General features: G+C 42.6%; 31 protein-coding genes. 11 read left to right on the top strand and 20 right to left on the bottom strand.

The window, feature by feature from the left end; all coding sequences use genetic code 11:
* Positions 1-36: 36 nt before the first annotated feature.
* The 9 genes from LZG75_RS03235 to LZG75_RS03195 are packed head-to-tail and all read right to left on the bottom strand — an operon-like array spanning position 37 to position 7259.
* A complete protein-coding gene (locus LZG75_RS03235) occupies positions 37-357 on the bottom strand; it encodes a hypothetical protein (RefSeq protein WP_233935084.1) in 321 nt (106 codons plus the stop codon).
* Positions 354-1085, bottom strand: coding sequence for a glycosyltransferase family 2 protein (locus LZG75_RS03230; protein WP_233935081.1), 732 nt, complete (start codon positions 1083-1085; stop codon positions 354-356). Before LZG75_RS03230 ends, LZG75_RS03235 begins: the two co-directional genes overlap by 4 nt.
* Positions 1082-1714, bottom strand: coding sequence for an HAD family phosphatase (locus LZG75_RS03225; protein WP_233935077.1), 633 nt, complete (start codon positions 1712-1714; stop codon positions 1082-1084). Before LZG75_RS03225 ends, LZG75_RS03230 begins: the two co-directional genes overlap by 4 nt.
* A gap of 9 nt (positions 1715-1723) precedes the next feature.
* Entirely contained in the window at positions 1724-2356 is a 633-nt protein-coding gene (locus LZG75_RS03220) for a hypothetical protein (RefSeq protein ID WP_233935074.1), read from the bottom strand.
* Positions 2353-3105, bottom strand: a complete 753-nt coding sequence (locus tag LZG75_RS03215; protein ID WP_233935071.1) for a glycosyltransferase family 2 protein — start codon at positions 3103-3105, stop codon at positions 2353-2355. Before LZG75_RS03215 ends, LZG75_RS03220 begins: the two co-directional genes overlap by 4 nt.
* 17 nt (positions 3106-3122) lie before the next feature.
* A complete protein-coding gene (locus LZG75_RS03210; RefSeq protein WP_233935068.1) occupies positions 3123-3800 on the bottom strand; it encodes a hypothetical protein in 678 nt (225 codons plus the stop codon).
* Between the two features lie 3 nt (positions 3801-3803).
* A complete protein-coding gene (locus LZG75_RS03205; RefSeq protein ID WP_233935066.1) occupies positions 3804-4907 on the bottom strand; it encodes a glycosyltransferase in 1104 nt (367 codons plus the stop codon).
* Positions 4908-4913: 6 nt separating this feature from the next.
* Positions 4914-5093, bottom strand: coding sequence for an LPXTG cell wall anchor domain-containing protein (locus LZG75_RS03200; protein ID WP_233935064.1), 180 nt, complete (start codon positions 5091-5093; stop codon positions 4914-4916).
* A 15-nt stretch (positions 5094-5108) separates the two neighbouring features.
* A complete protein-coding gene (locus tag LZG75_RS03195; protein WP_233935062.1) occupies positions 5109-7259 on the bottom strand; it encodes an O-antigen ligase in 2151 nt (716 codons plus the stop codon).
* 88 nt (positions 7260-7347) lie between these two features.
* Between LZG75_RS03195 and LZG75_RS03190 the strand changes: the two genes are divergently transcribed.
* A complete protein-coding gene (locus tag LZG75_RS03190) occupies positions 7348-8229 on the top strand; it encodes an NAD(P)-dependent oxidoreductase (RefSeq protein ID WP_233935060.1) in 882 nt (293 codons plus the stop codon).
* Positions 8226-9407 carry a glycosyltransferase family 1 protein gene (locus LZG75_RS03185; protein ID WP_233935058.1) on the top strand — a complete coding sequence of 394 codons (1182 nt, stop codon included), beginning with the start codon at positions 8226-8228 and terminating at the stop codon, positions 9405-9407. The genes LZG75_RS03190 and LZG75_RS03185 overlap by 4 nt, the downstream gene beginning before the upstream one ends.
* Here LZG75_RS03185 and LZG75_RS03180 read toward each other — a convergent pair.
* Positions 9404-11566: a DUF6311 domain-containing protein gene (locus LZG75_RS03180; RefSeq protein WP_233935055.1), complete on the bottom strand. Its 2163-nt coding sequence runs from the start codon at positions 11564-11566 to the stop codon at positions 9404-9406. The two genes, LZG75_RS03185 and LZG75_RS03180, sit on opposite strands and share 4 nt — an antisense overlap.
* Positions 11567-11584: 18 nt before the next feature.
* Positions 11585-12103, bottom strand: a complete 519-nt coding sequence (locus LZG75_RS03175; protein WP_233935052.1) for an adenine phosphoribosyltransferase — start codon at positions 12101-12103, stop codon at positions 11585-11587.
* Positions 12104-12194: 91 nt separating this feature from the next.
* Here LZG75_RS03175 and LZG75_RS03170 point away from each other — a divergent pair, with 91 nt between their 5' ends.
* Positions 12195-12761: a 5'-methylthioadenosine nucleosidase gene (locus tag LZG75_RS03170; RefSeq protein ID WP_233935050.1), complete on the top strand. Its 567-nt coding sequence runs from the start codon at positions 12195-12197 to the stop codon at positions 12759-12761.
* Positions 12762-12984: 223 nt separating this feature from the next.
* The gene (locus LZG75_RS03165; RefSeq protein WP_233923019.1) at positions 12985-13422 is read left to right on the top strand and encodes a rubrerythrin family protein; all 438 of its coding nucleotides are present in this window, start codon (positions 12985-12987) and stop codon (positions 13420-13422) included.
* Between the two features lie 142 nt (positions 13423-13564).
* Here LZG75_RS03165 and LZG75_RS03160 read toward each other — a convergent pair whose 3' ends face one another.
* The 5 genes from LZG75_RS03160 to LZG75_RS03140 all read right to left on the bottom strand — a co-directional run bounded on the left by LZG75_RS03160 (position 13565) and on the right by LZG75_RS03140 (position 15940).
* Entirely contained in the window at positions 13565-13957 is a 393-nt protein-coding gene (locus LZG75_RS03160; RefSeq protein ID WP_233923020.1) for a type II toxin-antitoxin system HicB family antitoxin, read from the bottom strand.
* Between the two features lie 14 nt (positions 13958-13971).
* Positions 13972-14154: a type II toxin-antitoxin system HicA family toxin gene (locus LZG75_RS03155; RefSeq protein WP_233935046.1), complete on the bottom strand. Its 183-nt coding sequence runs from the start codon at positions 14152-14154 to the stop codon at positions 13972-13974.
* Between the two features lie 149 nt (positions 14155-14303).
* Entirely contained in the window at positions 14304-14612 is a 309-nt protein-coding gene (locus LZG75_RS03150; RefSeq protein ID WP_233935043.1) for a high-potential iron-sulfur protein, read from the bottom strand.
* Positions 14613-14752: 140 nt separating this feature from the next.
* On the bottom strand, positions 14753-15496 hold the full coding sequence (gene folE / locus LZG75_RS03145; RefSeq protein WP_233935040.1) for a GTP cyclohydrolase I: 744 nt from the start codon (positions 15494-15496) through the stop codon (positions 14753-14755).
* Between the two features lie 72 nt (positions 15497-15568).
* On the bottom strand, positions 15569-15940 hold the full coding sequence (locus LZG75_RS03140; RefSeq protein WP_233935038.1) for an MAPEG family protein: 372 nt from the start codon (positions 15938-15940) through the stop codon (positions 15569-15571).
* On the opposite strand from LZG75_RS03140, the gene LZG75_RS12310 reads away from it, so the two are divergent.
* Positions 15922-16011, top strand: a complete 90-nt coding sequence (locus LZG75_RS12310; RefSeq protein ID WP_370634739.1) for an SVM family protein — start codon at positions 15922-15924, stop codon at positions 16009-16011. The genes LZG75_RS03140 and LZG75_RS12310 overlap by 19 nt on opposite strands.
* On the opposite strand, the gene plsY is transcribed toward LZG75_RS12310, so the two are convergent.
* From plsY to LZG75_RS03125, 3 genes are all read right to left on the bottom strand, one after another.
* Positions 15970-16581: a glycerol-3-phosphate 1-O-acyltransferase PlsY gene (gene plsY, locus LZG75_RS03135; protein ID WP_233923024.1), complete on the bottom strand. Its 612-nt coding sequence runs from the start codon at positions 16579-16581 to the stop codon at positions 15970-15972. The two genes, LZG75_RS12310 and plsY, sit on opposite strands and share 42 nt — an antisense overlap.
* 105 nt (positions 16582-16686) lie before the next feature.
* Entirely contained in the window at positions 16687-17604 is a 918-nt protein-coding gene (gene xerD, locus LZG75_RS03130) for a site-specific tyrosine recombinase XerD (protein WP_233923025.1), read from the bottom strand.
* Positions 17605-17648: 44 nt separating this feature from the next.
* Positions 17649-18134: a YajQ family cyclic di-GMP-binding protein gene (locus LZG75_RS03125; RefSeq protein ID WP_233923026.1), complete on the bottom strand. Its 486-nt coding sequence runs from the start codon at positions 18132-18134 to the stop codon at positions 17649-17651.
* Positions 18135-18194: 60 nt separating this feature from the next.
* Between LZG75_RS03125 and murB the strand changes: the two genes are divergently transcribed.
* The 4 genes from murB (at position 18195) to LZG75_RS03105 (ending at position 20310) form a co-directional block, all read left to right on the top strand.
* Entirely contained in the window at positions 18195-19247 is a 1053-nt protein-coding gene (gene murB, locus LZG75_RS03120) for a UDP-N-acetylmuramate dehydrogenase (RefSeq protein WP_233935034.1), read from the top strand.
* Positions 19248-19323: 76 nt separating this feature from the next.
* Positions 19324-19626 (top strand): type II toxin-antitoxin system ParD family antitoxin, encoded by a 303-nt coding sequence (locus LZG75_RS03115; protein ID WP_233935030.1) that lies wholly within the window; start codon positions 19324-19326, stop codon positions 19624-19626.
* Entirely contained in the window at positions 19623-19952 is a 330-nt protein-coding gene (locus LZG75_RS03110) for a type II toxin-antitoxin system RelE/ParE family toxin (protein WP_233935029.1), read from the top strand. Before LZG75_RS03115 ends, LZG75_RS03110 begins: the two co-directional genes overlap by 4 nt.
* The gene (locus LZG75_RS03105; RefSeq protein WP_233935025.1) at positions 19918-20310 is read left to right on the top strand and encodes a type II toxin-antitoxin system HigA family antitoxin; all 393 of its coding nucleotides are present in this window, start codon (positions 19918-19920) and stop codon (positions 20308-20310) included. The genes LZG75_RS03110 and LZG75_RS03105 overlap by 35 nt, the downstream gene beginning before the upstream one ends.
* A gap of 3 nt (positions 20311-20313) precedes the next feature.
* On the opposite strand, the gene xseA is transcribed toward LZG75_RS03105, so the two are convergent.
* The gene (gene xseA, locus LZG75_RS03100) at positions 20314-21525 is read right to left on the bottom strand and encodes an exodeoxyribonuclease VII large subunit (protein WP_233935024.1); all 1212 of its coding nucleotides are present in this window, start codon (positions 21523-21525) and stop codon (positions 20314-20316) included.
* Positions 21526-21857: 332 nt separating this feature from the next.
* Between xseA and LZG75_RS03095 the strand changes: the two genes are divergently transcribed.
* Positions 21858-22505, top strand: coding sequence for a MotA/TolQ/ExbB proton channel family protein (locus LZG75_RS03095; protein ID WP_233923032.1), 648 nt, complete (start codon positions 21858-21860; stop codon positions 22503-22505).
* Positions 22498-22992 (top strand): biopolymer transporter ExbD, encoded by a 495-nt coding sequence (locus LZG75_RS03090; RefSeq protein WP_233935019.1) that lies wholly within the window; start codon positions 22498-22500, stop codon positions 22990-22992. Before LZG75_RS03095 ends, LZG75_RS03090 begins: the two co-directional genes overlap by 8 nt.
* Positions 22993-22994 lie beyond the last annotated feature (2 nt).

Below are 22994 nucleotides of genomic sequence, written 5' to 3'. Positions count from 1 at the left end.
GCCCCCCCTTTTTTTAACTATAGGGCATTAACTTATTTAATCTAAATATTTATCATTTTGTGCTCCAGGCACTTTAACTACTACGGTAACCGTATCCTCAAGCACAACAAAGTCGGTGGCATTCCCAGGCTCGATCACGATAATATCGCCAGTTTGGTATTCAACCCCATTCATTAATACCCTACCACTTTGAATCACTGTTATTTCAGTCGCAATTTTATGGAAATGCGCTGCATCCTTGTCGCCTTTTACATAGTACTTAATACCTACCTCGCAGGCATTCGTTCGAAAAACTGTAGGCTCGAAATTACCAACAAACCAGCCCTTGACCATATTGCGAAGATGTCCCTTTTTCATAGGGACTTTCCTGAGAGTGCCATGCTAGCCTGAAATTCCATTAACTGTTGTTTAGTTTTTAACGGTTTATATGCAGCCTTATCAATGCGGAATGCGCCAATTTTCTGCCCTCCTAAAACGAGCTCATTAAACACTGGGCAAACAAAATAAGGTGGGTCAAGCAATGCCTGCTTTTTGATGGAGCTCATTGCTGCTTGCACAAAATTACTACCTTTTTTGTACCAATAAAAACCAACAGTTGCATTGCGGCTAATTGGATTTTTTTCTGCAGCTTCTACTACCAATCCATTTTCATCAAGTCGTACATAGGAATAGCGTGGGTGGACTGAATCAAATATGACGACACCCGCATCTAACTGCTGATCAGAAAAAAATTGTAAGGCTTTTGCATAATCTATATCTAATATTTCGTCACCATTTAAAATGACCAAAGACTTAGCATTATTAATTTGATCTATTGCCATCAGAGACGTACAAACAGCACCAGCAGTGGCCGAATGGATTGAAATCACTTGCGCTTGTGGGCTAACTTGTTCTACCACTTGATGTAAGTGATACTTTTGTACGTCAGCCCCATTAAACATAATGAAAAAATGAACCTCTAATCCCTGCCATTTCTCCAACATCACCTGTATTAATGGCTTTCCCATTACCTCCGATAAACACAAGGGGTAGCCATCGGCATTAGTAGCAGCCGAATTGCCTGCCGCCAAAATTAATACGTTCATATGGCTCTTTCCGCTTGCTTGATATGGGCCATAATGTTTTGATAATTGACCTCGGTCACCTGCGCAACAGCCATTACCTCAGCCCCAGCTGCTTTAGCCGCAGCAATTCCATGCTGATTATCTTCAATAACTAAACATTCTTCTGGCTTTAATTTCAACATTGCCGCCGCCTTTAGGTATATATCAGGGGCAGGTTTAGCTTGTTCTACATCTTCATTGGAAAGTAAAACATCTAACCTCTCATGTAAATGAGACTTGCGCATCATGAGTTCAACAGAATCTTTGACTGAATTTGAGGCAACACCCAATAAATAACCCTCTGCCTTCAAACGCGCTAAAGCATACTCATGAATAAAGAGCGGTGAACACTTGGCATTAGCAATTTGTAAGGTATAGAGTTGCTTTAAGTCATTAATAAAAAGGTGCAATCCTTTTGGTAGGTTCTTTTCGCTCGAGAGCATTTCTAGCTTCTTACGCGTGGGCAAGCCATCATAAGAATCAAGATGCTCTTGGCGTGAAATGGCAAAACCAAATAAGGCTAAGGCTTTGTTTAGGGCTTCGTAATGCCACTCTTTAGCGTCAATTAAGACACCATCCATATCGAAAATAACTGCTTTGATCTTAGTCATGGCACTTCTTTAGCAAAAACGCTCTAATGCAAGCTCTGGATAGTCGGTACATAGAAGCAGTTTATCGGAATTAGTTGATTTAACCAAAGTATCGAAAATAGCCCATTGCGCCTCAAGTTCGACCCCCGAGCGACCATGCAGTTCACTAGAAACAAGTAAGATTTGCTTGCCCATTTGTAAAAGGTGCTTGAGGTATGCAACATCATACCAATTACCCTCAAAAGCATCGAGCCAAATAGTATTTACCTGGCTCATTAACGCATCTACCCAGGGCTCAAATTCACTTAAGCGGGTTGCTACTGGAGCACCAATTTGTAAATAAGAACGCATATCAGGAATAGACATATCAAAAAATACATATTCCCGATGATTGGCTGCCTTTAATTGATCCATCGCCATCTGCGCAATACCATCTGATTTCACATTGAGTGCTAACAAAGCATTACGTGGAGTCATTTCGAGCAACTGGGCAAAAGTCATTACATTACTTCTGGGGGGATCATGACTGACCACTAGACTACCGTTGAAATCCCGAATATCTGTTTCGGTCCCCAAGCCTAAAGCAAACCCCCTTCTAAATGCGGCTGCAGTATTTTTCTCAGCGGGCTCTTTCCAGTATCCGCGATGGCAAAGTATTTTCATTTAAACCAGCTCTGCACCGTAGGGTTATCAATAAATAAATCCAAATCTTCTGGCGTACCAATACCAAACATTCCTTTACCGGCATCATCACCAATATTGCAAATACCAATGTTGGCACCCGCTTGAATGAATTGGTTATAAACAGGTGCTACATAAAACTCGCCATTTACTCGCTCATCATTTGCAATCATTTGTTTAGCGGCCCGAACATAGTCTGCTCCTCGAGTAAAGTTATAAATACCTACCGTCGCCTCATTAGAAATTGGCTCTTTTTCTGCTACCTGCGTAACTCTACCAGCAACATCTACAGCAGCAAAGGACCACTTCGGATGACTAGCTGTCATGGTCATGATTAAACCATCTAAATGACGTATATTCACCATATCTAAATAGTCATTTATATTCAAATCTATATATTGATCACTATTAGCGATCATCAGCTGATCGTTATTGTCTATCCATGGTTGTGCAGCCAAAACCGTGCAAGCAGCGCCCTCAGTTAAGCCATCTATTTCAATTAAACGACAACCTGGAGCAAAAGCCTCTAATTTATTGCGAAGGCCGTATTCAGCTACATGAGTTCTTTGGCAAATAAAAATGAATTGATGCTGACAAATAGGGGTCAAGTTATCAATCACCAACTGAATCATTGGCTTACCAAATACGGGAATCAAGGGCTTAGGATCTTTATACCCCGCCTTAGAAAAACGTGAGCCTGCACCAGCCATCGGAATAACGATATTAAGCATATATGATGGCGTGAGCCTTAACCAATACCAAATTTATACTCAGAGCGAAAAATTACATTATCGCAAGACAGCTTTTCTACTTGAATCTGATTGGTCGCTAAATGATGTTGTAACATCAATTCTGGATGTAAAGGGATGCGATCTCGCACATAATAATCTTGCAGGTGGTTAAAAAGACTTAAATAAACCTGCATGACGGCAAAATCAGTAATTACAAACTGATCATTAACTCCCCCACGCCAATTACCACTCTGGGGTACAAACACGCTCTTTTTTTCTTTGATTGTTGCCAAAAGTTCAGCAAATGCTTCTGTAGTAATGCCATCATTAAGGCATACATCTGGACGGGTGTATAAAAAGTAATCGTAATGCGCAGCATTAAAGTTAGAGTTAGCAATCATCTGGTCTAGTAATAATTGGCGCCCCGCTAACATTGACAGGAAATTACCAGCATTAGTTTCGTCTGGCTTACGGCCAAATTTCACTATGGAAAAATCAGCAGGGTCTGCAGTCCATAAATTTCTGACCGTAAATACATTACGTAATTCCTGCTGATGATGCGTTGAAACAGGATTCCAAAATAGCGCATGCAATTCAAGCTCTTCTTGGCCTAGGGGGCTCAATTGTTTTTTTAGGAGCCGCAAAGCTGTCTGATAAAGACTGGGTCTACCTGACATTAAAATGCATGCGCGCATTTTTTATTTCTTCCAAACAAAATATTTAGAAAGCGTGAAATTAAAAACTGTACCAACCACAATGCCAGCAAAACCCGAAAGCCACCAAATATTATCTAATTTATAAATAAAGCCTGCAATTCCAACATTTGCTATGGCCCCAAAACTACAGACCAAGATAAAATAAATTAATCCTTTCAGCCAACTAATCCCACTTAAACGATTGCGCCTAAAGGTTAATAAATTATTTAAAGCATAATTAGATACCATGGCAGTTAAAGTTGCGACAGCTTGAGCAGTGCTAAAGCTGGTGGCCGCTTGAAACAATAGTATTGAAAGTAGTGCAAAATGCACACACATTCCTATAACACCAACAACTAAAAATCCAAGAAATTTTTCAGGGTAAAGGCGGCCAATAAAAAGGCCAATCATTTGATCGACAAATTCAATCATTACGCCTGAATCTAATTTTGATTCCCCGTGCATACGCTTTGCAAACTGAATTTGGGTTTCAGCTATCTTGATATTTTGATCGCGTAAGTTATAAATCAGATCAACCAAAATCTTGAATCCTGAGCCACGTATACGATGTGAAATAGTGTTAAAGAGTTGGCGTTCAATTAAAAAGAATCCTGTTAGCGGATCGCTTAATTGTCTTCGTAAAACATGATTAGCCAAATGGTTACCTACCCTGCTTAAAAGCGATCTTAGACCAACATGGGTTTCGAGAGTAGCATGGTCTTTAAAGCGCGAGCCAATTACCAATTGATCGCCCTCAGAAATAGCAATTTGTAGCATACGCATTAAGTCGCTAGCCAAGTGCTGTCCATCCGCATCCATCACAGCAACGTACCGAGTATCTGCTAGTAATATTCCCTCGACTACTGCGGAACTTAAGCCTTGGCGACCAATGCGCTGCAGGCATAAGACATCTACTGGGTATGTACTAGTTTTAATATGCTCACTAGTATTGTCAGCGCTATCGTCATCGACATAAATAATGCGCTTAATTTGGGAGTGCACATCAGCTTCATATAAGCCTTGTACCAAAATATCGACATTAGCTTTTTCGTTATAACTTGGCAAAATGACCGTAAGGATTTGCTTATTAATAAGTAAATTAGTCATTTTTTATTAATCATCGAGCTTGGAAACAGTAGCTTTAATTTGCGAAAACTTGACAGTGATTTGCTCTAAATTGCTATCTACCCGCGACTGAAAACCACGAAATTTTTTCTTCGCTACGATTATCCCACCAAGTGCTAATAAAAGTAGGCCTATAACAAGAATGGTGGGGTTAAGAATAAATGTCATGGCTTATTGTATCGATCAAAATGTCTGAACTTGTTGCACCTGAATACCTAAGCGCCTACTATCCAAGCTAACTCCTAAGTCACGCGGCACGAAACAGCTTGTTAAGCGTAAAATAGCCTTGCCTTTATCATTGTTAAGTTCGGCTATTTGCGACTCAGTAATAGTTAATTTAAGCTTAGTCGGTCTATTTTCTTGCCATAAATATATGCCGTGAGCCAACGAAGGATGATCATAGGAGTAATACCCCTCTTCAGCCTTTCTAAACCCAGGGACCCATTTGCCGCTTACGATATCAATTCTTGCTCCCAAAGGCCTACGTAATAAGTCAGCAGGCGTTCTACCGAGTTGGTTGATATCAATCTCTATCCCCTTTGTGCCAATGGGCAGCGCCACCTCAAAAATTCCCGAAGTCCAACCATCATTAGTTAATGGTCTGGCTACCATGCAATTAAGACCAGTTTGATAAGGAAAACGATAAAAAGATTGGTATATCTCAAAAGCTGTGGTCCCGAATAGAACAATTAAAACGGGGATTACAAAAATGGGTTTATAAAATAAGTGGAAATTTGATCTGACTTGTTTAACTTTAGGATTAATTAAAGCCCACGCATAGATGAGCGATAACAAAACTGCTGCAAGAATTAAATTCTCACGAATTAGTAAAGAGTGTGCCAGGATATTCGCCAACAATAATCCCGTCAAACCAAGATAAGACGGCAATAGATCACGACGATTAGCAGCTATAAAAAATGGTGCTATCACTGCAAACCCCATAATAGCAAAACCAATTAAGCCATTCTCAACTAATACTTGCAGAAAATAATTATGGGCATTTTCTCCGCCCCATCGAGCCAACATAAAAGAATGGCTAAAATTTATTTCGGCAGATTGGCGGAAAAAACCGCCTTGCCCTAAACCCATGAGAGGAAATTCACTCCACATTCTTAATGCTGCTGTATAAATTTCTGGGCGGCCACCAAAATTTTGTGTCGCCTCGCCAAGGCCAGCGATGCCAAACTGATTAAGCTTATTTATTAGTTGGGTCAGCCAGCCAAGGCCAGTTGCTAACTCGCGGTGATTGAGCAAATAGAATAATCCGCCCAAGACAAATAGGCCGAGAACTATTAAGGACAAGATGACTCGTTTGAAATAGGCTCGCCTATATTGCCAAATAAAATAGAGCGTCCCGAGCAAGGTAAAAAAGCAGGCGAGTATCAATGTAGCACGTGACTTACTAAGCAATAGAGCCAACCAAGCTAAGCCAATAATAAGTAAAGTGAAATACTTTTCATCTTTTGATTGTGTGGCGAAAAAATAACCCCATAAGCCCACCGCACCTATAAGCATATGTCCGGCAAAAGCATGAATATCGGGCTGAAAACCAATTGCCACAAATCCAAAACGATCATTTCTAAAATTTAGTAAGGCTTCTGGCAGGCCATAACCAGTAACTGCCTGAATTATTCCGAGTATTGCTGCAACCCCTATCCCAGCCATTAGGGGCTGAAACACCAAGCGATTACGCTTTTCGCTCTTCATTAGTGTTGGTAACATCACTGCAATGATTGCACCCGCAAGGCCATAGGCAATTAAATCACCCAAAGGCATAAAATCATCATGCCAACCCAGCGAGCGAAAGTTGGTCAGATTAAAGAAGATGCCCTCGAATGATGTGCTTGCTGCCGATTGGCGTAAATTACGCACGATTGCCAAACAAGCTGAAAAACCAATCAAACTTAAGGCAAGGCCGACTTGCCAAGGCATACAAGGTATTTGCTTGCTAGCGGGATTTTTACCTAGGATGGATCTTAAGACGATACCAACAATAAAACCAGCGGCTAAATCTAACCCAGGATTAGGTTGAGCGGCAATGGATATACCCAAGAAGGCCTGCAGTTGCGCATGAAAATTGGGCGTAAGTGGTAGCAGAAAAATGAATCCCCCCATACCCCAGCTACTGCCAAACCAGCCCAGGATTAGGGCAGCGATTAAATAGGCTGGTCCAATAAATTGCTGCTGATGAATTACCGTATTAAATGCACTAAGCCCAATGGCTATTACAGATAAAAAGGTGATGGCAAGACCAAAAGCTGAAAAAAAGTGCTTAAGCCGCGCAAAATACCTTAAATAGGGGTTATTGGCTGTATAAGTCACGCTGGGGTCCATTTCACTACTTAATTATAATTGGCGCTATGTTAAGACTATTGCACCCCATTTTTTGCTTATGATCCATTTACCATTCCAAAGCTAACCATTGAAAATTTTAGTTACTGGCGCTCGTGGTTTTACGGGCATACACTTTATTGAAGCTGCCCGAGCATTGGGCCATGAAACGATCTCCCTTGCGGCAAATTTAAATGATGCCCGTGCCCTTGAAAAGGAGGTGCTAGCAGCGGCGCCTGAGATGGTAGCGCATTTAGCTGGCATTAGCTTTGTAGCCTCTAAAGATGAAGAGGCCTTCTATCGGGTTCACGCTTTGGGCACGAGCAGTTTACTCAATGCGCTTCTTAAGCTACCTATTAAACCCCAAAAAGTGCTATTAGCCAGTAGCGCCACGGTATATGGCAACAGTCCAAATCCTTTTAGCGTTGAAGACCAGGAACTTAAGCCAATTGATCATTACGCAATCAGTAAAGTGGCAATGGAGGAGATGGCAAAAACCTTTATGGATCGGCTGCCGATTATTATCGCTCGGCCTTTTAATTACACTGGCCATGGGCAAAAGGGGAATTTTCTCATTCCGAAGTTTGTGCGGCATTTTGCCGAACAAATCCCTTCCATTGAGCTGGGTAATTTGGAGGTTGAGCGCGAGTTTAATGACGTAGAAATGATTTGTAGTGCTTACTTAGCCTTACTTCAATTTGGAGTGGCCAGTCAAATATATAATGTATCTACTGGCAATGCACGATCACTAAAGCAGGTAATGCGCACGCTAATTGAGCTGACAGGACATCCAATCGATATCAAAATTAATCCGGACTTTGTGCGTGCCAGTGAAGTGCATCGCATGTGCGGCAACCCCAGCAAATTAATGGCACTAATGCAAGAGCATGGCCTGACGCTGCCCATTCCTACATTAGAAGAAACTTTAACGCGTATGCTAATTGGGGCTAAGAGCAATATAATTCACCCATGAAGAAAATTGCCTTTGGCTGCACCCTGCTTAACCGAGGGCTGGCGGGCGAAGGTATCGATGGCATTGGTCACTATTGCCAAGAGCTTTTAGCAGAATATGGCGAAGACCCTGGTAATCTAGAAATTCTTCCCTATAGCTTTGGTTATCCAAACCAGTTCAGCGGCGAAACTAAGGCCTTTCTGACCAGTCAAACTACTAGTGAATATGCCAAGTATCCCCTTTACTTAGCTCTAGCGTATGCAGGTATATCTGCTCGCAATAGCGCAAACAATCATCTGGATGCCTTTAAAAACGCCGACTTAATTCATGCGCCAGACCATTTAATACCCATGCTGCGTAGCTCAACGAATAGGCTAAATAAAATACCGCTCATCGCCAGCATCATGGATGTGATACCCATTAGCCACCCGCAATTTATTCGCTCTAAATTTGCCCGTGCTAAGGCGCTTATTTGGAAGTCGCTTAGTCGCAACGCGAATCACATCATTACTATTTCTGAATTTTCTAAACAAGAGATTGCTCGCCATATGCAATACCCCCTAGAGCAAATTTCAGCCATACCTTTGGGCATTGACAAACAATACTTTGAGCCTATTGGTAGCGAAAAAATTGCAGCTACATTGAAAAAATTTGCCATCAAGGGGAAATTTTTTCTCTCGATTGGTACTGTTCAACCGCGTAAAAATTTAGCCCGTATTTTACAAGCCCATGCTAATTTACCCCACAATTTAGCTAAAGAATTTCCGCTTGTATTGGTGGGTCGTTTTGCTTGGGATGACGGAGATATTCTTCAGGCGATTAAACGCGGTGTAGCTGCCGATGAATGTATCTGGATTAACTATGTCAGCGACGAAGAAAAGCGCTGTCTCTTGCAGGCAGCCTTTGCATTAGCTTTTATTAGCCTCTATGAAGGATTTGGCCTGCCGATGTTAGAAGCGTTTGCCTCTGGAGCTCCGGTTATTTGCTCGAATACTACCGCCATGCCAGAACTTGCAGGCGATGCTGCTTTGCAAGTAGACCCCCTAGCTTTAGACGAAATTACAGTAGCAATGCAATCGCTTATTAATGACCCCCACCTTCATGAACGCTTACGATTAGCTGGCATCAAAAAAGCGCAGGCTTTTACTTGGCAGAAAACTTGGCACAGCAGCAGAGCAATCTATGAGCACTTTTTTTAGTCAAACTCAGCTGCAACAATACCAATTGCTAAAAGCCGTTCATCATCCTGTGTGATACCCAAATCAACTGGGCGGGCGGCATTCGGTAATTTCAATTCAATACTTAAGTAATCATTCGGCCCAAATTTTTCAGGTATAGCAATCTTTAAAAAATTCTTATCCCCTTTACTTAATACCTGAACCGCCTGTGGAATACGATTAACACTTATTTCTACAACTTGTTTCGGGTACTTTTCAGAGACTAAAGCCCTCAACTCTAATGTAAGGGTCTTAAAGCGACTTAACGGGGGTGGAAATAAGAGCTTACTTACAGAGCCGCTCGACCAAGAGCCCCAGGACTCAGGATTACCCCAGCCCCCCACTAAAAAAAATAAATTATGTGGATTAGACTGGGTAGAAAATAAAATAGCTTGTTTGCCGTCAATTATTGGCACTTCGCTGGCAATCTCGCTCACTCCTTGTAGAGAATGTGAGTCACAAATTCCACATTGCTTCCACCCTGGAGCTAACACGTTAAAGCCATCAACTTGAATGAATAGATCACGCTGCTTATTTAAATGCATCAGTACAGGCAATATTTGACTGTTTTCAAAAATATAAAGCGTTTCGGAATTATATTTACCACTTTGTATTAGTTTTGAAAATTGGTCATTTGCTAGTATTAATTTACGCTCATCTACGCGAGATAAAAATACGGAATTAGTTGCCATTTTATTTTTAGCGGCGTATCGTGCAAATACCCGCCATTCATACATATTGTTGATGGCGGGTATATGCGTAAGTATTTTGTATTGCTTGGCAGCAATTTGCCAAAATGGATTTTTTAAGGGTGATTCAATTGGGGTATTAGCCGCATTCACTAATTCCTTACGAATTGGAATCCAACCTGCACTCGTATCAGCAACTTGAATAAAAAAACATATCGCCAGTAAAGATAAGGCTATTTTCTTTGGGTAACATTGAATAATTAACAGTACCACTCCAAAAATGATACTGTAAAAAATGGGCCAAAACATTCGTCCAGATGCCCTAAACATACTAGCCAAATTCATAAGACTAGTTGGCAAATCAACGCTGAAGTTATAGGGACCAATCGAAACTTGATTAGAAACTGCTAGAGCCCATAATCCTAATAACGATAATATAAAAAATGGGTACTGTTTTGCTAGATTTAGCTGCAACTTTTGCTGTGGTGAAAAATAATTTTTCCTACTTAAAAATAAACCCAATATAGCAAGGGCTATGGCAAAAATTATTCCTAGACCAAGGAAATTAAAGCCCTCGACTTTATTTAAAATTACGTTAGCTTGAGTAAAGTTAAATGGGACTTGAGGTATATCCGGTAAAAAATATGACCACCCATTTGAATCGAATGGCGCCAACACATTGGTTGCGCCTAAGCCATAATTTCCGGTTGCAGCTGACTTAGTATTGACCGCAAAATAGCCAACTTGCCAGCCGGTAAAAAAAATGGCCAGCAAGGCAATAAAAAACTCTTGGAGAGTTGCTTTAATCGAAATTAATTTTCGAATTAATAAGTTATCTAATAAGCTTGAAAGCCATAATATAAAAATCATTGCAAAAATATAGAAGAAAATCGCTTCTGAAATAATTAATAACAAAACCCAGCAATAAGTAGTTTTTGCTGTTCTTGGTATGAAGATCAAATAAAGCGCCCAAACAATTAAAAATTGAGAAACTAAACTACTATTCGTAATGACCTTCAAAAACATTGGAGGAGCAAATATAAATAGCCCAGTAGCAAAAAAAAGTAGCCAGCGCTCTTTAGTAAATAAACTAATCAATTTCCAGGCAAAGATTGCTTGCAAAATAAAGCAGACCAAATTCCACAAACCTAAATATTGGAACGTATTTGGCAAAATAGGCGACAATAATTTAAATAGCAGCGCCAGAATAGGGAGTGAGTCGGAATAAACAATGGAGGAGCTAAATTCCATTCCATAGTTAGGATTTAATCCAATCGGGAAAAGCCATGGGCCATTTCTAAAAATGGCCCAGCCAAAATATTCTTGGCTGGGATCCCATCCTGCAAGCCAGTTAATATTACTGGGATCTAAGGGTTTTGGGCCAACCACTAAAAAAAATGTGGCCACTCCCAGCAAAATTGGTAATGAATATTTTTTTATAGTCTTAAGCATATTCATTTATTTCACTAGTTAGACCTGCAGCAGAGTCTGCGAATCTATGCCGTCTTTTAATAATTTTTGCGACCCTTCTAGGCCCGCAATTTCCAGTAAACAAAGCGCGCCCATTGTATTAGCGCCTACCCGGCCTATAAGCTTGGCACAGGCCAATATCGTGCCACCCGTTGCTAAGACATCATCAACGATGATCGCTTTTGCACCGCGGGGCAAAGAAGCGGCTTGAATCTCTAAACTATCCTTGCCATATTCCAAGCCGTAGGCTTCTTTATGGGTCATAAGCGGTAGCTTGCCTGGCTTACGTACTAAGACCAAACTTTTATGTTCATGATGGGCGAGCGCAGAGGCAAAAATAAAGCCGCGTGATTCAATGCCGACGATATGGGAGTATTCCCAGCCTTTTGCTAATTCTGCCAACTGTTCTATGGCAAATTGAAATGCCTTGGGATCACCTAAGAGAGGGGAGATATCCCGAAATAGAATTCCAGGTTTTGGAAAATTAGGAATACCTGGGAGATAATCGAGTAAATTCATCTGTATTGTTTATATTCAGTCCCTTTAGTTTTAACTAGTTAATTTACTCTATTTGAATTTCTTTTTTTATCCAACCAATAAACAGCCAACAATGCATACCAATATCTTGATTATTACTGCTTTAGAAAACGAGCTTGACCCCCTCCTAGTACCTAAGCGCTTTCATATCGCCCATACTGGTGCGGGCAAAATTAATGCCACGCTTGGTACCTTAAAGGCAATTCAAACTTTTCAGCCTAAATTGATTATTAATTTTGGCACCGCAGGAAAGATCAATCAGCAAAACGCTGCGCTTTCTGGTTTAGTTGAAATTGCCCATGTAGTTCAGCGCGATATGATGGCTGAGCCCCTAGCACCTCGAGGGCGTGTACCCCTATCTTCTCAACCCTTCATTTTTTCCTCACAGCATGGGTTTGCCATTTGCGGTACTGGTGATAGTTTTGTTACTGCTTCAGACCCCTGGTTGACTGAACAAAAAATTGATTTGGTTGACATGGAGCTTTTTGGTATCGCCTCAGCCGCTTATGACCAAGAAATCCCTTGGCGAGCCTTTAAGTACATCACTGATGATGCAAATGCCTCTGCAGGCAAAGAGTGGACTGACAAAATTGATCATGGCCAGAGTTCTTTTCTCAAGCTTTTAGAAGAGATTAAATAATTACCCATTAAAATCAATAGTTTACCGATTTATAGCCATTTGATTTACTTAATAGCTATTTAGAAGTTAGTTAATTTTAACTATCAGGACCATACAAAAATACGATTTCACTACCTCAGAATATCTCCATAATGAATGTCTGGTCATTCCAAAAAACCTTGAGTAATTGAGGGTTTTGGACTTAACCCCAGAAATTAATTGATTATTTTTTAGGAGCAATACGATGGCTAAAACTGTAAAAGGCACGAAGACAGAACAGTCTTTAAAAGAAGCATTTGCTGGCGAATCGCAAGCAAACCGCCGTTATTTGTATTTCGCAAATATGTCTGACATTGCTGGTGCAAATGATGTAGCTGCAGTATTTCGTTCGACTGCAGAAGGTGAAACTGGTCATGCCCATGGTCACATGGAATATTTGATCGATGGTGGCGCTGGTGATCCAGGCACTGGTATGCCCGCTAAAACAGTTGAAGATGTTCTTAAAGCAGCTGTTGCTGGCGAAACCCATGAGTACACTGATATGTACCCAGGTATGGCTAAAACAGCACGTGAAGAAGGCTTTGATGAAATTGCTGACTGGTTTGAAACTTTAGCTAAAGCTGAACGTAGCCACGCTAATAAGTTTACGAAGACCTTAGAAGCCCATTTAGCAAACGCCTAATTTGCTTTAGTTTTTTGTTACGCGCATTACTAGCCGCCTAGGGATTTACTTAGGCGGCTTTTTTATTTCTACTCTAAGGCTTGTAAAATTAATCAATTCACCTTGCTGGAATTGCTGCTGTCTAGACCGTGACCTCAACTAATTAAGCAGCTATTGCTAAATGAGCAATAAAGCCAGAGCGACTTTCGCCTGCAGATTTGGCTTTTGCGTCTAACCTTGCTAATACTCTTTTGGGCAAGGTTATATTGATTCGTTCAATTTCATCTGAAAGTAGCGCTGGATCAATTTCTGCTATAGCCCAAATCCACCCCTTAAATTCTTTTTTCTTTTGCAGCTCAGTAATAGAGCTTGGGTTGGGAATTGCTTGGCCAGCATCAAGCGCACACTCGATCCAGAGCTCGATAGCCTCTTTAGTATTTTCAATTGCTTCATCAACCCCTGAGTCGGCAGCCGAAAAACAACCAGGCAAATCGGGCACTACTACTCCCCATGCGGTTTTTTTATCCCCCGCCTCTATTGCAATTGGATATTTCATTTTTAGTACTCCTCTCATTTCAAGCTTGCTTGCTTCAACAGCTTTTGCACTAATCCCATACCAAGATCTTTTTTTGGGTGCGGCACACTGATATGCCCCCATTTACATGGGTGAATAAAAATATGATGAGCTCCTTTAATTCCCCTTAATACCCAGCCATTTTCAATTAACTGCTTAATTAATTCTTTGCTCTTCATTAGCAAATTATAAATACACACTATACACACTTTTATAAAAGGTGTATTGATATACCCCGCCGACCCCCAATAAAAAAGGCCTCACTTAAAAGTGAAGCCTTTTTATTACGCTAATGAACTATCAAACAAGGCCGCAAGGGCCCTCTTAATTAAGCCTTCTTAGCGTGTGCGCTACACCAGCCTTTGGCTGTTACTTGCTTACCAGCAAATAAAGTGCAGCCACCTGCTGCAGCACCAGCTTTACCTTGATACAGGGCACAGTTGCTGCAATTTTGACCGGCGACAAACTTAGGAAACTTAGCCTTGTCTACCTTGGCAGCATCTTCAACATAGCCGAGTGCAACTGCTTGGGGATCGGTTGGCGAAACCATGGCTTGCGCTTGAACACCATTGCTTAATGCCAAGCTAGCAGCACCTGCTGCGGACAAAATCATAAATTGACGACGATTGGTTTTCATGCGAGCTCCATTGGGTTAAGAATTTCAACCGTGATCATAAATCACAAGTTGCTCATCCTAAATGAAGCTTCCATCTTATTGATTTAATTCACTATTTTCTTGAGAACGGTTCTCAATTCAATTTCTATCGCTGACTTAACTTACGACTTACGTTGCACTAAGGCTAAGAATTCACGACGTAGGTTGGAGTCTTTTAGAAATGAGCCGCGCATGACGCTATTAATCATTTTGGAATCGGGATCTTTCACTCCGCGCCACTGCATACAGAAATGATCGGCTTCCATCACTACTGCTAAGCCCGTGGGCTTAATTTTCTTTTCTAGAAGGTCGGCTAACTCTACTACCGCCTCTTCCTGAATTTGGGGTCGGCACATGACCCATTCAGTAATGCGAGAGTATTTTGAGAGGCCAATGAGGGCACTATCTTTATCGGGCAAAACGCCAATCCAAATTTTGCCCATGATGGGACATAAATGATGTGAGCATGCACTACGAACGGTAATAGGGCCAATGATCATTAGCTCATTGAGATGGGTAATATTGGGAAACTTGGTGAGCTCGGGTTGGCTGACATAGCGGCCATTGAAAACTTCATTGACAAACATCTTTGCCACTCGAAAGCTCGTATTACGCGTATTGTGATCACTTTCAGTATCGATCACTAAACTCTCGAGTACCCCTTGCATCTTCTGCGCCACTTCATCTACTAAACCCTCGAGATCGCCTGGCTTAATAAATTCCGCAATATTGTCGTTCGCATGAAAACGCGCTTTTTGCGCTTGGATACGGCGCCGTATTACTGTTGATAAAGGTATGCCATCTTCACTAGTGGCTTTCTTTAGGGAAGGTACTTTCTTTACTACGAGAGTCTTTTTAATCGGCATCACTTCTTTCTGGTTTCTATTTTTATCTCTAAATTAATTCTGCTTTTTTTGCGCCCTCTTTTCTGGGACGATTTAAATCTGCAAAAATATTGCCAATATACTCATCAATCCTAAAGTCCACGCGACGGTTCTCAGGGTTGGCCAATCAGCCAAGTAACACAGCACATACAAACAACGGGCAATGACAAATGCTACAGCGAAAAGATCAATTCTGCCTTGAGGCGCATGGGTAAAGGACGCGATGATGACTGCAGCAAAAAATAGGGGTAAGGATTCAAAGGTATTGGCTTGAGCTGCATTAGCACGCGCCCGAAATCCGGTTTGTTTAGCCAGCCATTCGCGCGGGCGGCTATTGTCGTAACCATCGAAGCCTTTTTTGGCAATTCCAGCACAAACGATGGGCAGAATTCCCATAAATAAAATACATGCAAATGCAATGGTCATTGCTTCATCTCCTTTTTATTTTTTTAGGTTTATTTTTTCTTACCAATGCGAGTTTCACTGCCATTCATTAAGTTCTGAATATTGCTACGATGGCGCCAAATTAATAGGCCGCACAGGATTACCAGGGCTAGCGCTACGGGATGAAAACCAAATAGGAAAACATAGTAGAACGGTGCAAATAATGCGGCAGCAATAGCTGCTAATGAAGAATATCGGGTGAAGAAAGCCACGATTAGCCAAGTACTTAAGGTAGCCAAACCTAAGAAGAAATGAATGCCAAATAAGATACCGCAGGCTGTGGCTACGCCCTTACCACCCCTAAAGCCATGAAAGAGGGGAAATAAATGTCCCAAGAAAACCGCGATGATGACAGCACATAAAACCCACTCTTGCGAATCCGCAGGTGCTGCGCTCATGACCATCCGCGCAATTACAACGGCCAACCAACCCTTTAAGGCATCGCCGAGCAAAGTAAAAAAGGCCGCTTTTTTATTGCCCGTACGCAACACATTGGTTGCACCAGGATTTTTTGATCCATAGGTATAGGGATCGGGCAAAGCCATGCACTTACTCACCACCACCGCAAAGGAGATAGAGCCCAATAAATAAGCGCCCAGAATCAATAAAAAGGAAATTAACATACCGCTATCTTAAACAAGAGGCACGTTTTGAGCTTAAAAGTGAAAAACCGTACCGAAGTTTTTCTGCTTTTAAGCTCAAAACTGCTGGCGATGAAGTGAATGAGGCTAACCCCGAGGATGATGCTGTTGATGGATCGATTTGAGGCGCTCTCGAGCTACATGGGTGTAAATCTGCGTAGTTGAGATGTCAGCATGGCCCAGTAAAAGTTGTACGACCCGTAAATCGGCTCCATGGTTCAGTAAGTGAGTCGCAAACGCATGACGCAAAGTATGTGGTGATAAGGCAATGGGAATATTGGCAATCAGCGCATAACGCTTAATTAGGGCCCAAAAGGCTTGGCGGGTCAGGCCGCTTCCAGTATGGCGCCCGACAAAGACTTCATTACAGTTTTTACCTTCCAACAAAGGCACGCGCGCTTCGGCGAGATAACGTTTAAGCCATAAACCAGCCTCTGCACCAAATGGCACCAAGCGTTCTTTACCGCCCTTGCCATTCACAATGCGTACCACGCCCTCATTTAAGCCCAATGCAATCGTTTTGAGTGTGACGATTTCTGATACGCGTAAACCGCTGGCATACATCAGTTCAAGCATGGTGCGATCGCGTAAGCCCAAGGGGGTGTCAACATTCGGTGCGTTGAGCAAGGCCACAATCTGCGCTTCACTTAAAGTTTTTGGAAAGCGCTGGGCCTGCTTAGCTGCACGCAACTTCATGCATGGGTCGCTCTTCACCAGATTGAGGCGCAAAGCATGGCGATAAAAGCGCTTAAATACCGTAAGGCGGCGATTTGCAGTGGTCGCTTTATCAGCGCGCCGATGGGCAATATAGGCGGTGAGTTCTTGTTCGCTCGCTGCGTATAAATCGACCGATGAATGCGCTTGCAACCATTGTGCCAAGAGTAATAAATCTCGGCGATAGGCGGCTAAACTATTTGCTGCTAAACCATCTTCTAACCAACAAGCATCACAGAAGCGTTCTATTGCTTCCGCATTACTGGGAACCAACGCGCCCGAATTATTCACTGCAGTTCATCTGCGAAGTTAATCTGCAAAGTTCATCTTCGAAGTTAATCGCGAAAGTTATTAAAGCCTAAAGGTGATTCAGGTACATCTTTGCGCAGCATGGCCATCACCTCTTGCAAATCATCACGCTTGCCGCCCGTGACACGCACTGCATCGCCCTGAATACTAGCCTGCACTTTAATCTTACTGTCTTTAATAATACGTACTACTTTCTTGGCCAACTCGGCGGCAATGCCCTTTTGAATTTTCATGGTTTGCTTACGCTTATCACTGCCAATGGTTTCGAGTTTGTCATCTTTGAGGTAACGGACATCGACATTGCGCTTAGCCATTTTTCCGTACAAGACATCACGTACTTGGCCCAACTTAAAGTCATCATCGGCGTACAGCACAATTTGTTCTTCCTTTTGCTCTACCCGTGAATCAGAGCCCTTAAAATCGAAGCGGTTGGTAATTTCTTTATTGGCTTGCTCGAGGGCATTTTTGAGCTCAACCATATCGGGTTCACAAACAACATCAAATGAGGGCATGACTAACTCCTTTATTTGGCAAAATTTTTAAATAATTCTGTTAACGAATAAGATTGTGGCATGAACTCGACTCAAACTACCGGCCTAAACTGGGATGCCGGCTTACCCATACTGCGCAATACCCAATTGAGGGAGCGAAATTCCCTTGGTTTTGCTGCCACCGCTGAATTGAGTTGTGTTATTCGCTCTGCCGAGCAAATTCCCCTGCTGATGAGTACTGTTCTATCAACTGGCATGCCTTGGCGGGTTTTGGGAGGAGGCAGCAATGTGGTCTTACCTGCACATTTACCGGGCATAACCCTCTTGATGGAGATTAGTGGCCAAGCGCTTATTTCCAACGATCAGACTACGACCCAAATACGGGTCGGTGCGGGTGTGAATTGGCATGAATTTGTTATTTGGTCTGTAGAGCAAGGTTTACCAGGACTAGAAAACCTCGCATTAATTCCAGGCACAACGGGTGCTGCACCGATCCAAAATATTGGCGCTTACGGGGTTGAAGTTAGCGACTTAATTCAATCGATCACTGCCTTTGACTGCACTGCCCAACAAGTTGTTGAGCTTACGCCTGCGGCTTGTCAGTTTGCTTATCGCGATAGTATTTTTAAACGTCATCCACAGCGTTACATTATTTCTGCGGTAACGTTTTCATTACCTAAAACTTGGGTGCCACAATTGCAGTACGCTGATTTAACGAATTTCTTTTCTTCACAAAAAAATCTGCCAAGACCGACTGCAATTTTTGACGCCGTCTGCACTATTCGGCAAAAAAAATTACCTGACCCAAAAGTAATTGGTAATGTGGGCAGCTTCTTTAAAAACCCCACAGTTAGCCAAACTCAATTGACCCAATTATTTAATACTTTCCCTAAGATGATTGCTTATCCGCAGAGCAATGGCTCGCATAAACTCGCGGCGGGATGGTTGATTGAGCAGTGCGGTTTTAAGGGGGCACAGAGGGGCGCTGTTGGCGTCTTCGAGAAACAAGCCTTGGTTCTAGTTAATCTCGGTAAGGGCACTGCTACAGAGCTCCTAACCCTAGCAAGCGAGATTCAATCAGCAGTGCAAGATCGCTTTGGCGTTTTGCTGGAGATTGAGCCTGTTCGAATGTAGTTGGGGGGAAGTGGATCGAATAAATCAGTATTGCCTCTTTCAACCCAGCTTGCTAGATATTTAAATATGGCATAATATGGCATATATTGCCATTTATTTTATTAAAATGACCCTGAATATTTCACTTCCTATTGAGCTTGAGAACCGCGTGCGAGATCATGTTGCCTCAGGTATGTACAGCTCCGCAAGCGAAGTAATTAGAGAGGCGTTGCGCTTATTTGAATCCCTGCAGTCTACGCAACAACTTAAACTAGAGGCGCTCAAGCTTGATTTAGCAAAAGGCTTGGCTGATGTTGAAGCAAATAGAGTTGTGAGCCTAGATATTCAAAGTATTAAAGCTAGGGGTCGCGCCGCATTAAAAGCTAAAGGCTCTGTTTGACGAGAGAAGTTTGCTTTACTGTTAGCGCAGATGTTGATTTGGTTGAACTCTGGATCTACCTCGCTAAAAAAAATTTATCTGTGGCAAATAAGGCGCTTGAAATTATTGCTCGTGAAACGCAAACCTTGCGTGTATTTCCATTCATGGGTAGGCTGAGGCCAGATATTAAAGATGGTATTCGCAGTTGGCCATCTGAAACAAAATATATTTTCTTTTACTTATTTGACCACCGCTTACTCAAAATTGTTCGTGTTTTGCACCACACTAGAGACAGCACTAAAGTTGAATTTAATGAAACTACAAATAGCCTGGGAACAATTGAATAAATCGGTTGCGCTTGCCCCTATTCACAATCGAAAACAATACGCAAAGATGGTTCAGTTGGCTGACCTTCTCACCGATGTCATTGGTCATACAAAAAAACATCCGCTAATTGATTTATTAGAAATTATTGCTGAACTGATCCGTGTCTATGACGCCGAACATTTCGCTGTACCTAATGCTAGTCCACGGGCTGTATTGACTCTTTTGATGAAAGAGCATGGGCTCTCACAAGCCGATCTTCCCGAGGTTGGCAATCAAAGCGTGATATCAATGCTGCTTTCTGGTGCCCGCAATCCTAATATAAGACAAATTCGGGCTCTATCAAAACGTTTTGCCGTGCCAGCAACCGTCTTTTTTTAAACCTTAGAGCGGCTTTACGGCCCCCAAGACAATTTCTGCCTCGCCTTCAGCAAGTCGCACTTGAAGCGTTTCTTGGGGCTTTAATTCATCTGGATTACGCACCGCATGGGTTTGCTCACCCATCCCCCGCATGATGACCGCATAGCCCCGCTCAAGCGTGCGCTGGGGGTTAAGCGCTTCTAGCTGGGCGCCCAAATGGGTTTGGCCCTGTTGCCAACTTTCTACTCGCACTAACCACGATTGACTTAAGCGTTGCCGTAAAAACGTTAATTGCTCGCGCATCCGTTCAGGGTTAGGCAAGGCATGATTCAAACGTAAGGCCAATTGATCTAAGGTTTGTGCTTCGCGCTCAAGCCGCAAGGTCAGCCTTTGCAGTAAGGCTTGCTGAAAACTAGCTAACTCGTTGAGTAATTGATCGCGGCGAGGCGCGGCTAGCTCGGCGGCGCCAGTGGGTGTTGGCGCCCGAACATCTGCAACAAAATCTGCGATAGTGAAATCGGTTTCGTGACCAACCCCACTCACTACGGGAATGGTGGAGTCGGCAAGCGCATAGGCCAATTGCTCGTCATTAAAAGCCCAAAGATCTTCGATGCTACCGCCGCCCCGCACTAACAAAATAACATCGACTTCAGCTTCTACATTGGCCGCTTTTAAGGCGGCAATGATTCCAGCGGGGGCTTCGGGCCCCTGCACAAGAGTGGGATAAATCACAAGGGGAATATGCGGTGCACGGCGCGCTAAAGTACTAAGCACATCTTTTAGTGCCGCTGCTTGTGGTGAAGTGATGATGCCAATGGCGCGGGGATGAGTCGGAATTGCTTGTTTAGCTTCTTCAGCAAATAAACCTGCTTTCGCTAATTTTTCTTTTAATTTAAGAAAAGCTTCGTAAAGACCACCTAAGCCTGCTTTGCGCATCACTTGCACAGTCAGTTGCACATCACCTCGTGGAACATACAAACCTAAGCTGGCACCCACTTCAACCAAATCACCAGATTGGGGCATAAAGCCCACTTGACCATTGCGTCCCCGAAACATCACACAACGAATTTGACCCTCTTCATCCTTTAATGAGAAGTACCAATGCCCGCTGTCATATGCCTTGAAATTGGATATCTCCCCGCTAACCCATACTGTATCGAAATGCTCTTGTAAGGATTCAGCAATTGCGCGGTTAAGCTCGCCAACGGTGAGTACTGACCTTGATATTTCCGACATATTTATTATTCTATTCAATCAAAATGGGGCTTCTAGGGTGATTTTTTGTGCTTCTTTTGTAATACATATCCACAGGTGGAAAATTTCTTACTGCCAAGTATTGAAAGTAAACACTAACTTACCCAAAGCGTGGCATAAAACAGACATATTTTTTGTAACTCATTGATTTAATTCAATAAATATTGCTATTTTTACCTTACTGAAAATTGATAAATTAATCACTTTACCGAAAAATCAATCACTTAGCTTAGCCCCTTAAAAAAGTTTTGCACAGAGTTATCCACAGGCTTGACTCGTACTTTCCGTTTAGTTTGCTAAAGTACTGAAAGTCTATGTATACCATCTTACTTGCAGCCGGTTGGCCCATTTGGCCTCTTTTAGCAGTCTCTATTTTTGGCCTAGCCATTTTGATTGAGCGAAGCTGGTATTTACGTAAAAAACGGGTTTTGCCGCCACGGGTTTTGCAGGAAGCCTTCGAACTAGGTTTGCAGGTAAACCAGAGTGTCGCTGGCAAGCAATCAAATCCCCATCTCGCCGATTTGATACGCGCAATTGCAAATTCTTCACCTGTAGGTTCGCTCTTGGCGTGCGCTCTGGCAGAAAAGATGGCGGGTCAGCCCGCTAACGATGCCCTAGAAGAGCTTCAGGCCACCGCTGAGGCAGTTTGGCTGAAGCTAGACCGTTACTTAGGTGCACTCGCAACCATCGCCACCGTAGCACCCTTGCTCGGCTTATTTGGCACAGTCGTGGGCATGATTGAAATCTTTGGCAGTCAAGGAAGTGCTGTTGGTAACCCATTACAACTAGCGCATGGTATTTCGGTGGCACTTTACAACACTGCCTTTGGTTTATTAATTGCCATTCCCGCTTTAGCTGCTTGGCGGCTCTTACGCTCAATGGCCGATCAACGCCAACGCGAGTGTGAAGAATTTACCCGCCAGTTATTTAAAAAACTCTATCCCGCTGCTAACGATGAATAAAAATCAAGCTAGCGTTGGACGTTTTTCTTTAAGAAAAAATCACGGCCTGTTTCGTAGTCGGACTTCTGCTGGCGCCACTACACCCCCAGAAATTAATTTAATTCCATTTATTGATGTCTTACTGGTTATTTTAATTTTCTTAATGATCTCGACGACTTTTACACGCTTTCAAGAATTGGCCATCGCCTTACCAAACGCAAGTACTACTGATTCTGCAAATCAAAGTCAGCAAATTCATTTAGCAGTAAGTCGCGATGGACGCTATGCGCTAAATGGGCGCATCGTTAGTACTGAGCAGCTCAGCAACGCTTTAGCGCAGCTGGCCATTGCTAAGCCTGCTGGTACTAACTCTAGCGATACTAAGTCAGCCCTGCAAGTAAGCATTGATGCTGATGCCCGTGCATCTCATCAGGCCGTGATGACAGCGCTAGAAGCTGCCCGTGATGCCAATTTAAGTAATATTGTTTTTACTAGCCAAACCAAATAAGT

This window comes from Polynucleobacter sp. IMCC30063 (assembly GCF_021395235.1).
GTDB lineage: Bacteria > Pseudomonadota > Gammaproteobacteria > Burkholderiales > Burkholderiaceae > Polynucleobacter.
The sequence above is the reverse complement of the archived record's forward strand: the minus strand, read 5'-3'. Positions and strand labels throughout refer to the sequence as shown.

Coding starts and splice junctions, on each gene's coding strand:
- LZG75_RS03220 (WP_233935074.1), bottom strand. CDS start 2,356: ATGAAAATACTTTGCCATCGCGGATACTGGAAAGAGCCCGCTGAGAAA.
- LZG75_RS03155 (WP_233935046.1), bottom strand. CDS start 14,154: ATGAAGAGCAAAGAATTAATTAAGCAGTTAATTGAAAATGGCTGGGTA.
- LZG75_RS03095 (WP_233923032.1), top strand. CDS start 21,858: ATGTATACCATCTTACTTGCAGCCGGTTGGCCCATTTGGCCTCTTTTA.
- LZG75_RS03180 (WP_233935055.1), bottom strand. CDS start 11,566: ATGCTTAAGACTATAAAAAAATATTCATTACCAATTTTGCTGGGAGTG.
- LZG75_RS03210 (WP_233935068.1), bottom strand. CDS start 3,800: ATGCGCGCATGCATTTTAATGTCAGGTAGACCCAGTCTTTATCAGACA.
- LZG75_RS03170 (WP_233935050.1), top strand. CDS start 12,195: ATGCATACCAATATCTTGATTATTACTGCTTTAGAAAACGAGCTTGAC.
- LZG75_RS03105 (WP_233935025.1), top strand. CDS start 19,918: ATGAAACTACAAATAGCCTGGGAACAATTGAATAAATCGGTTGCGCTT.
- LZG75_RS03205 (WP_233935066.1), bottom strand. CDS start 4,907: ATGACTAATTTACTTATTAATAAGCAAATCCTTACGGTCATTTTGCCA.
- LZG75_RS12310 (WP_370634739.1), top strand. CDS start 15,922: ATGCAAATGCAATGGTCATTGCTTCATCTCCTTTTTATTTTTTTAGGT.
- LZG75_RS03150 (WP_233935043.1), bottom strand. CDS start 14,612: ATGAAAACCAATCGTCGTCAATTTATGATTTTGTCCGCAGCAGGTGCT.
- LZG75_RS03140 (WP_233935038.1), bottom strand. CDS start 15,940: ATGACCATTGCATTTGCATGTATTTTATTTATGGGAATTCTGCCCATC.
- LZG75_RS03230 (WP_233935081.1), bottom strand. CDS start 1,085: ATGAACGTATTAATTTTGGCGGCAGGCAATTCGGCTGCTACTAATGCC.
- LZG75_RS03195 (WP_233935062.1), bottom strand. CDS start 7,259: ATGGACCCCAGCGTGACTTATACAGCCAATAACCCCTATTTAAGGTAT.
- LZG75_RS03125 (WP_233923026.1), bottom strand. CDS start 18,134: ATGCCCTCATTTGATGTTGTTTGTGAACCCGATATGGTTGAGCTCAAA.
- folE (WP_233935040.1), bottom strand. CDS start 15,496: ATGCCGATTAAAAAGACTCTCGTAGTAAAGAAAGTACCTTCCCTAAAG.
- LZG75_RS03225 (WP_233935077.1), bottom strand. CDS start 1,714: ATGACTAAGATCAAAGCAGTTATTTTCGATATGGATGGTGTCTTAATT.
- LZG75_RS03185 (WP_233935058.1), top strand. CDS start 8,226: ATGAAGAAAATTGCCTTTGGCTGCACCCTGCTTAACCGAGGGCTGGCG.
- plsY (WP_233923024.1), bottom strand. CDS start 16,581: ATGTTAATTTCCTTTTTATTGATTCTGGGCGCTTATTTATTGGGCTCT.
- LZG75_RS03115 (WP_233935030.1), top strand. CDS start 19,324: ATGGCATATATTGCCATTTATTTTATTAAAATGACCCTGAATATTTCA.
- LZG75_RS03090 (WP_233935019.1), top strand. CDS start 22,498: ATGAATAAAAATCAAGCTAGCGTTGGACGTTTTTCTTTAAGAAAAAAT.
- murB (WP_233935034.1), top strand. CDS start 18,195: ATGAACTCGACTCAAACTACCGGCCTAAACTGGGATGCCGGCTTACCC.
- LZG75_RS03160 (WP_233923020.1), bottom strand. CDS start 13,957: ATGAAATATCCAATTGCAATAGAGGCGGGGGATAAAAAAACCGCATGG.
- LZG75_RS03215 (WP_233935071.1), bottom strand. CDS start 3,105: ATGCTTAATATCGTTATTCCGATGGCTGGTGCAGGCTCACGTTTTTCT.
- LZG75_RS03175 (WP_233935052.1), bottom strand. CDS start 12,103: ATGAATTTACTCGATTATCTCCCAGGTATTCCTAATTTTCCAAAACCT.
- LZG75_RS03200 (WP_233935064.1), bottom strand. CDS start 5,093: ATGACATTTATTCTTAACCCCACCATTCTTGTTATAGGCCTACTTTTA.
- xseA (WP_233935024.1), bottom strand. CDS start 21,525: ATGTCGGAAATATCAAGGTCAGTACTCACCGTTGGCGAGCTTAACCGC.
- LZG75_RS03165 (WP_233923019.1), top strand. CDS start 12,985: ATGGCTAAAACTGTAAAAGGCACGAAGACAGAACAGTCTTTAAAAGAA.
- LZG75_RS03235 (WP_233935084.1), bottom strand. CDS start 357: ATGAAAAAGGGACATCTTCGCAATATGGTCAAGGGCTGGTTTGTTGGT.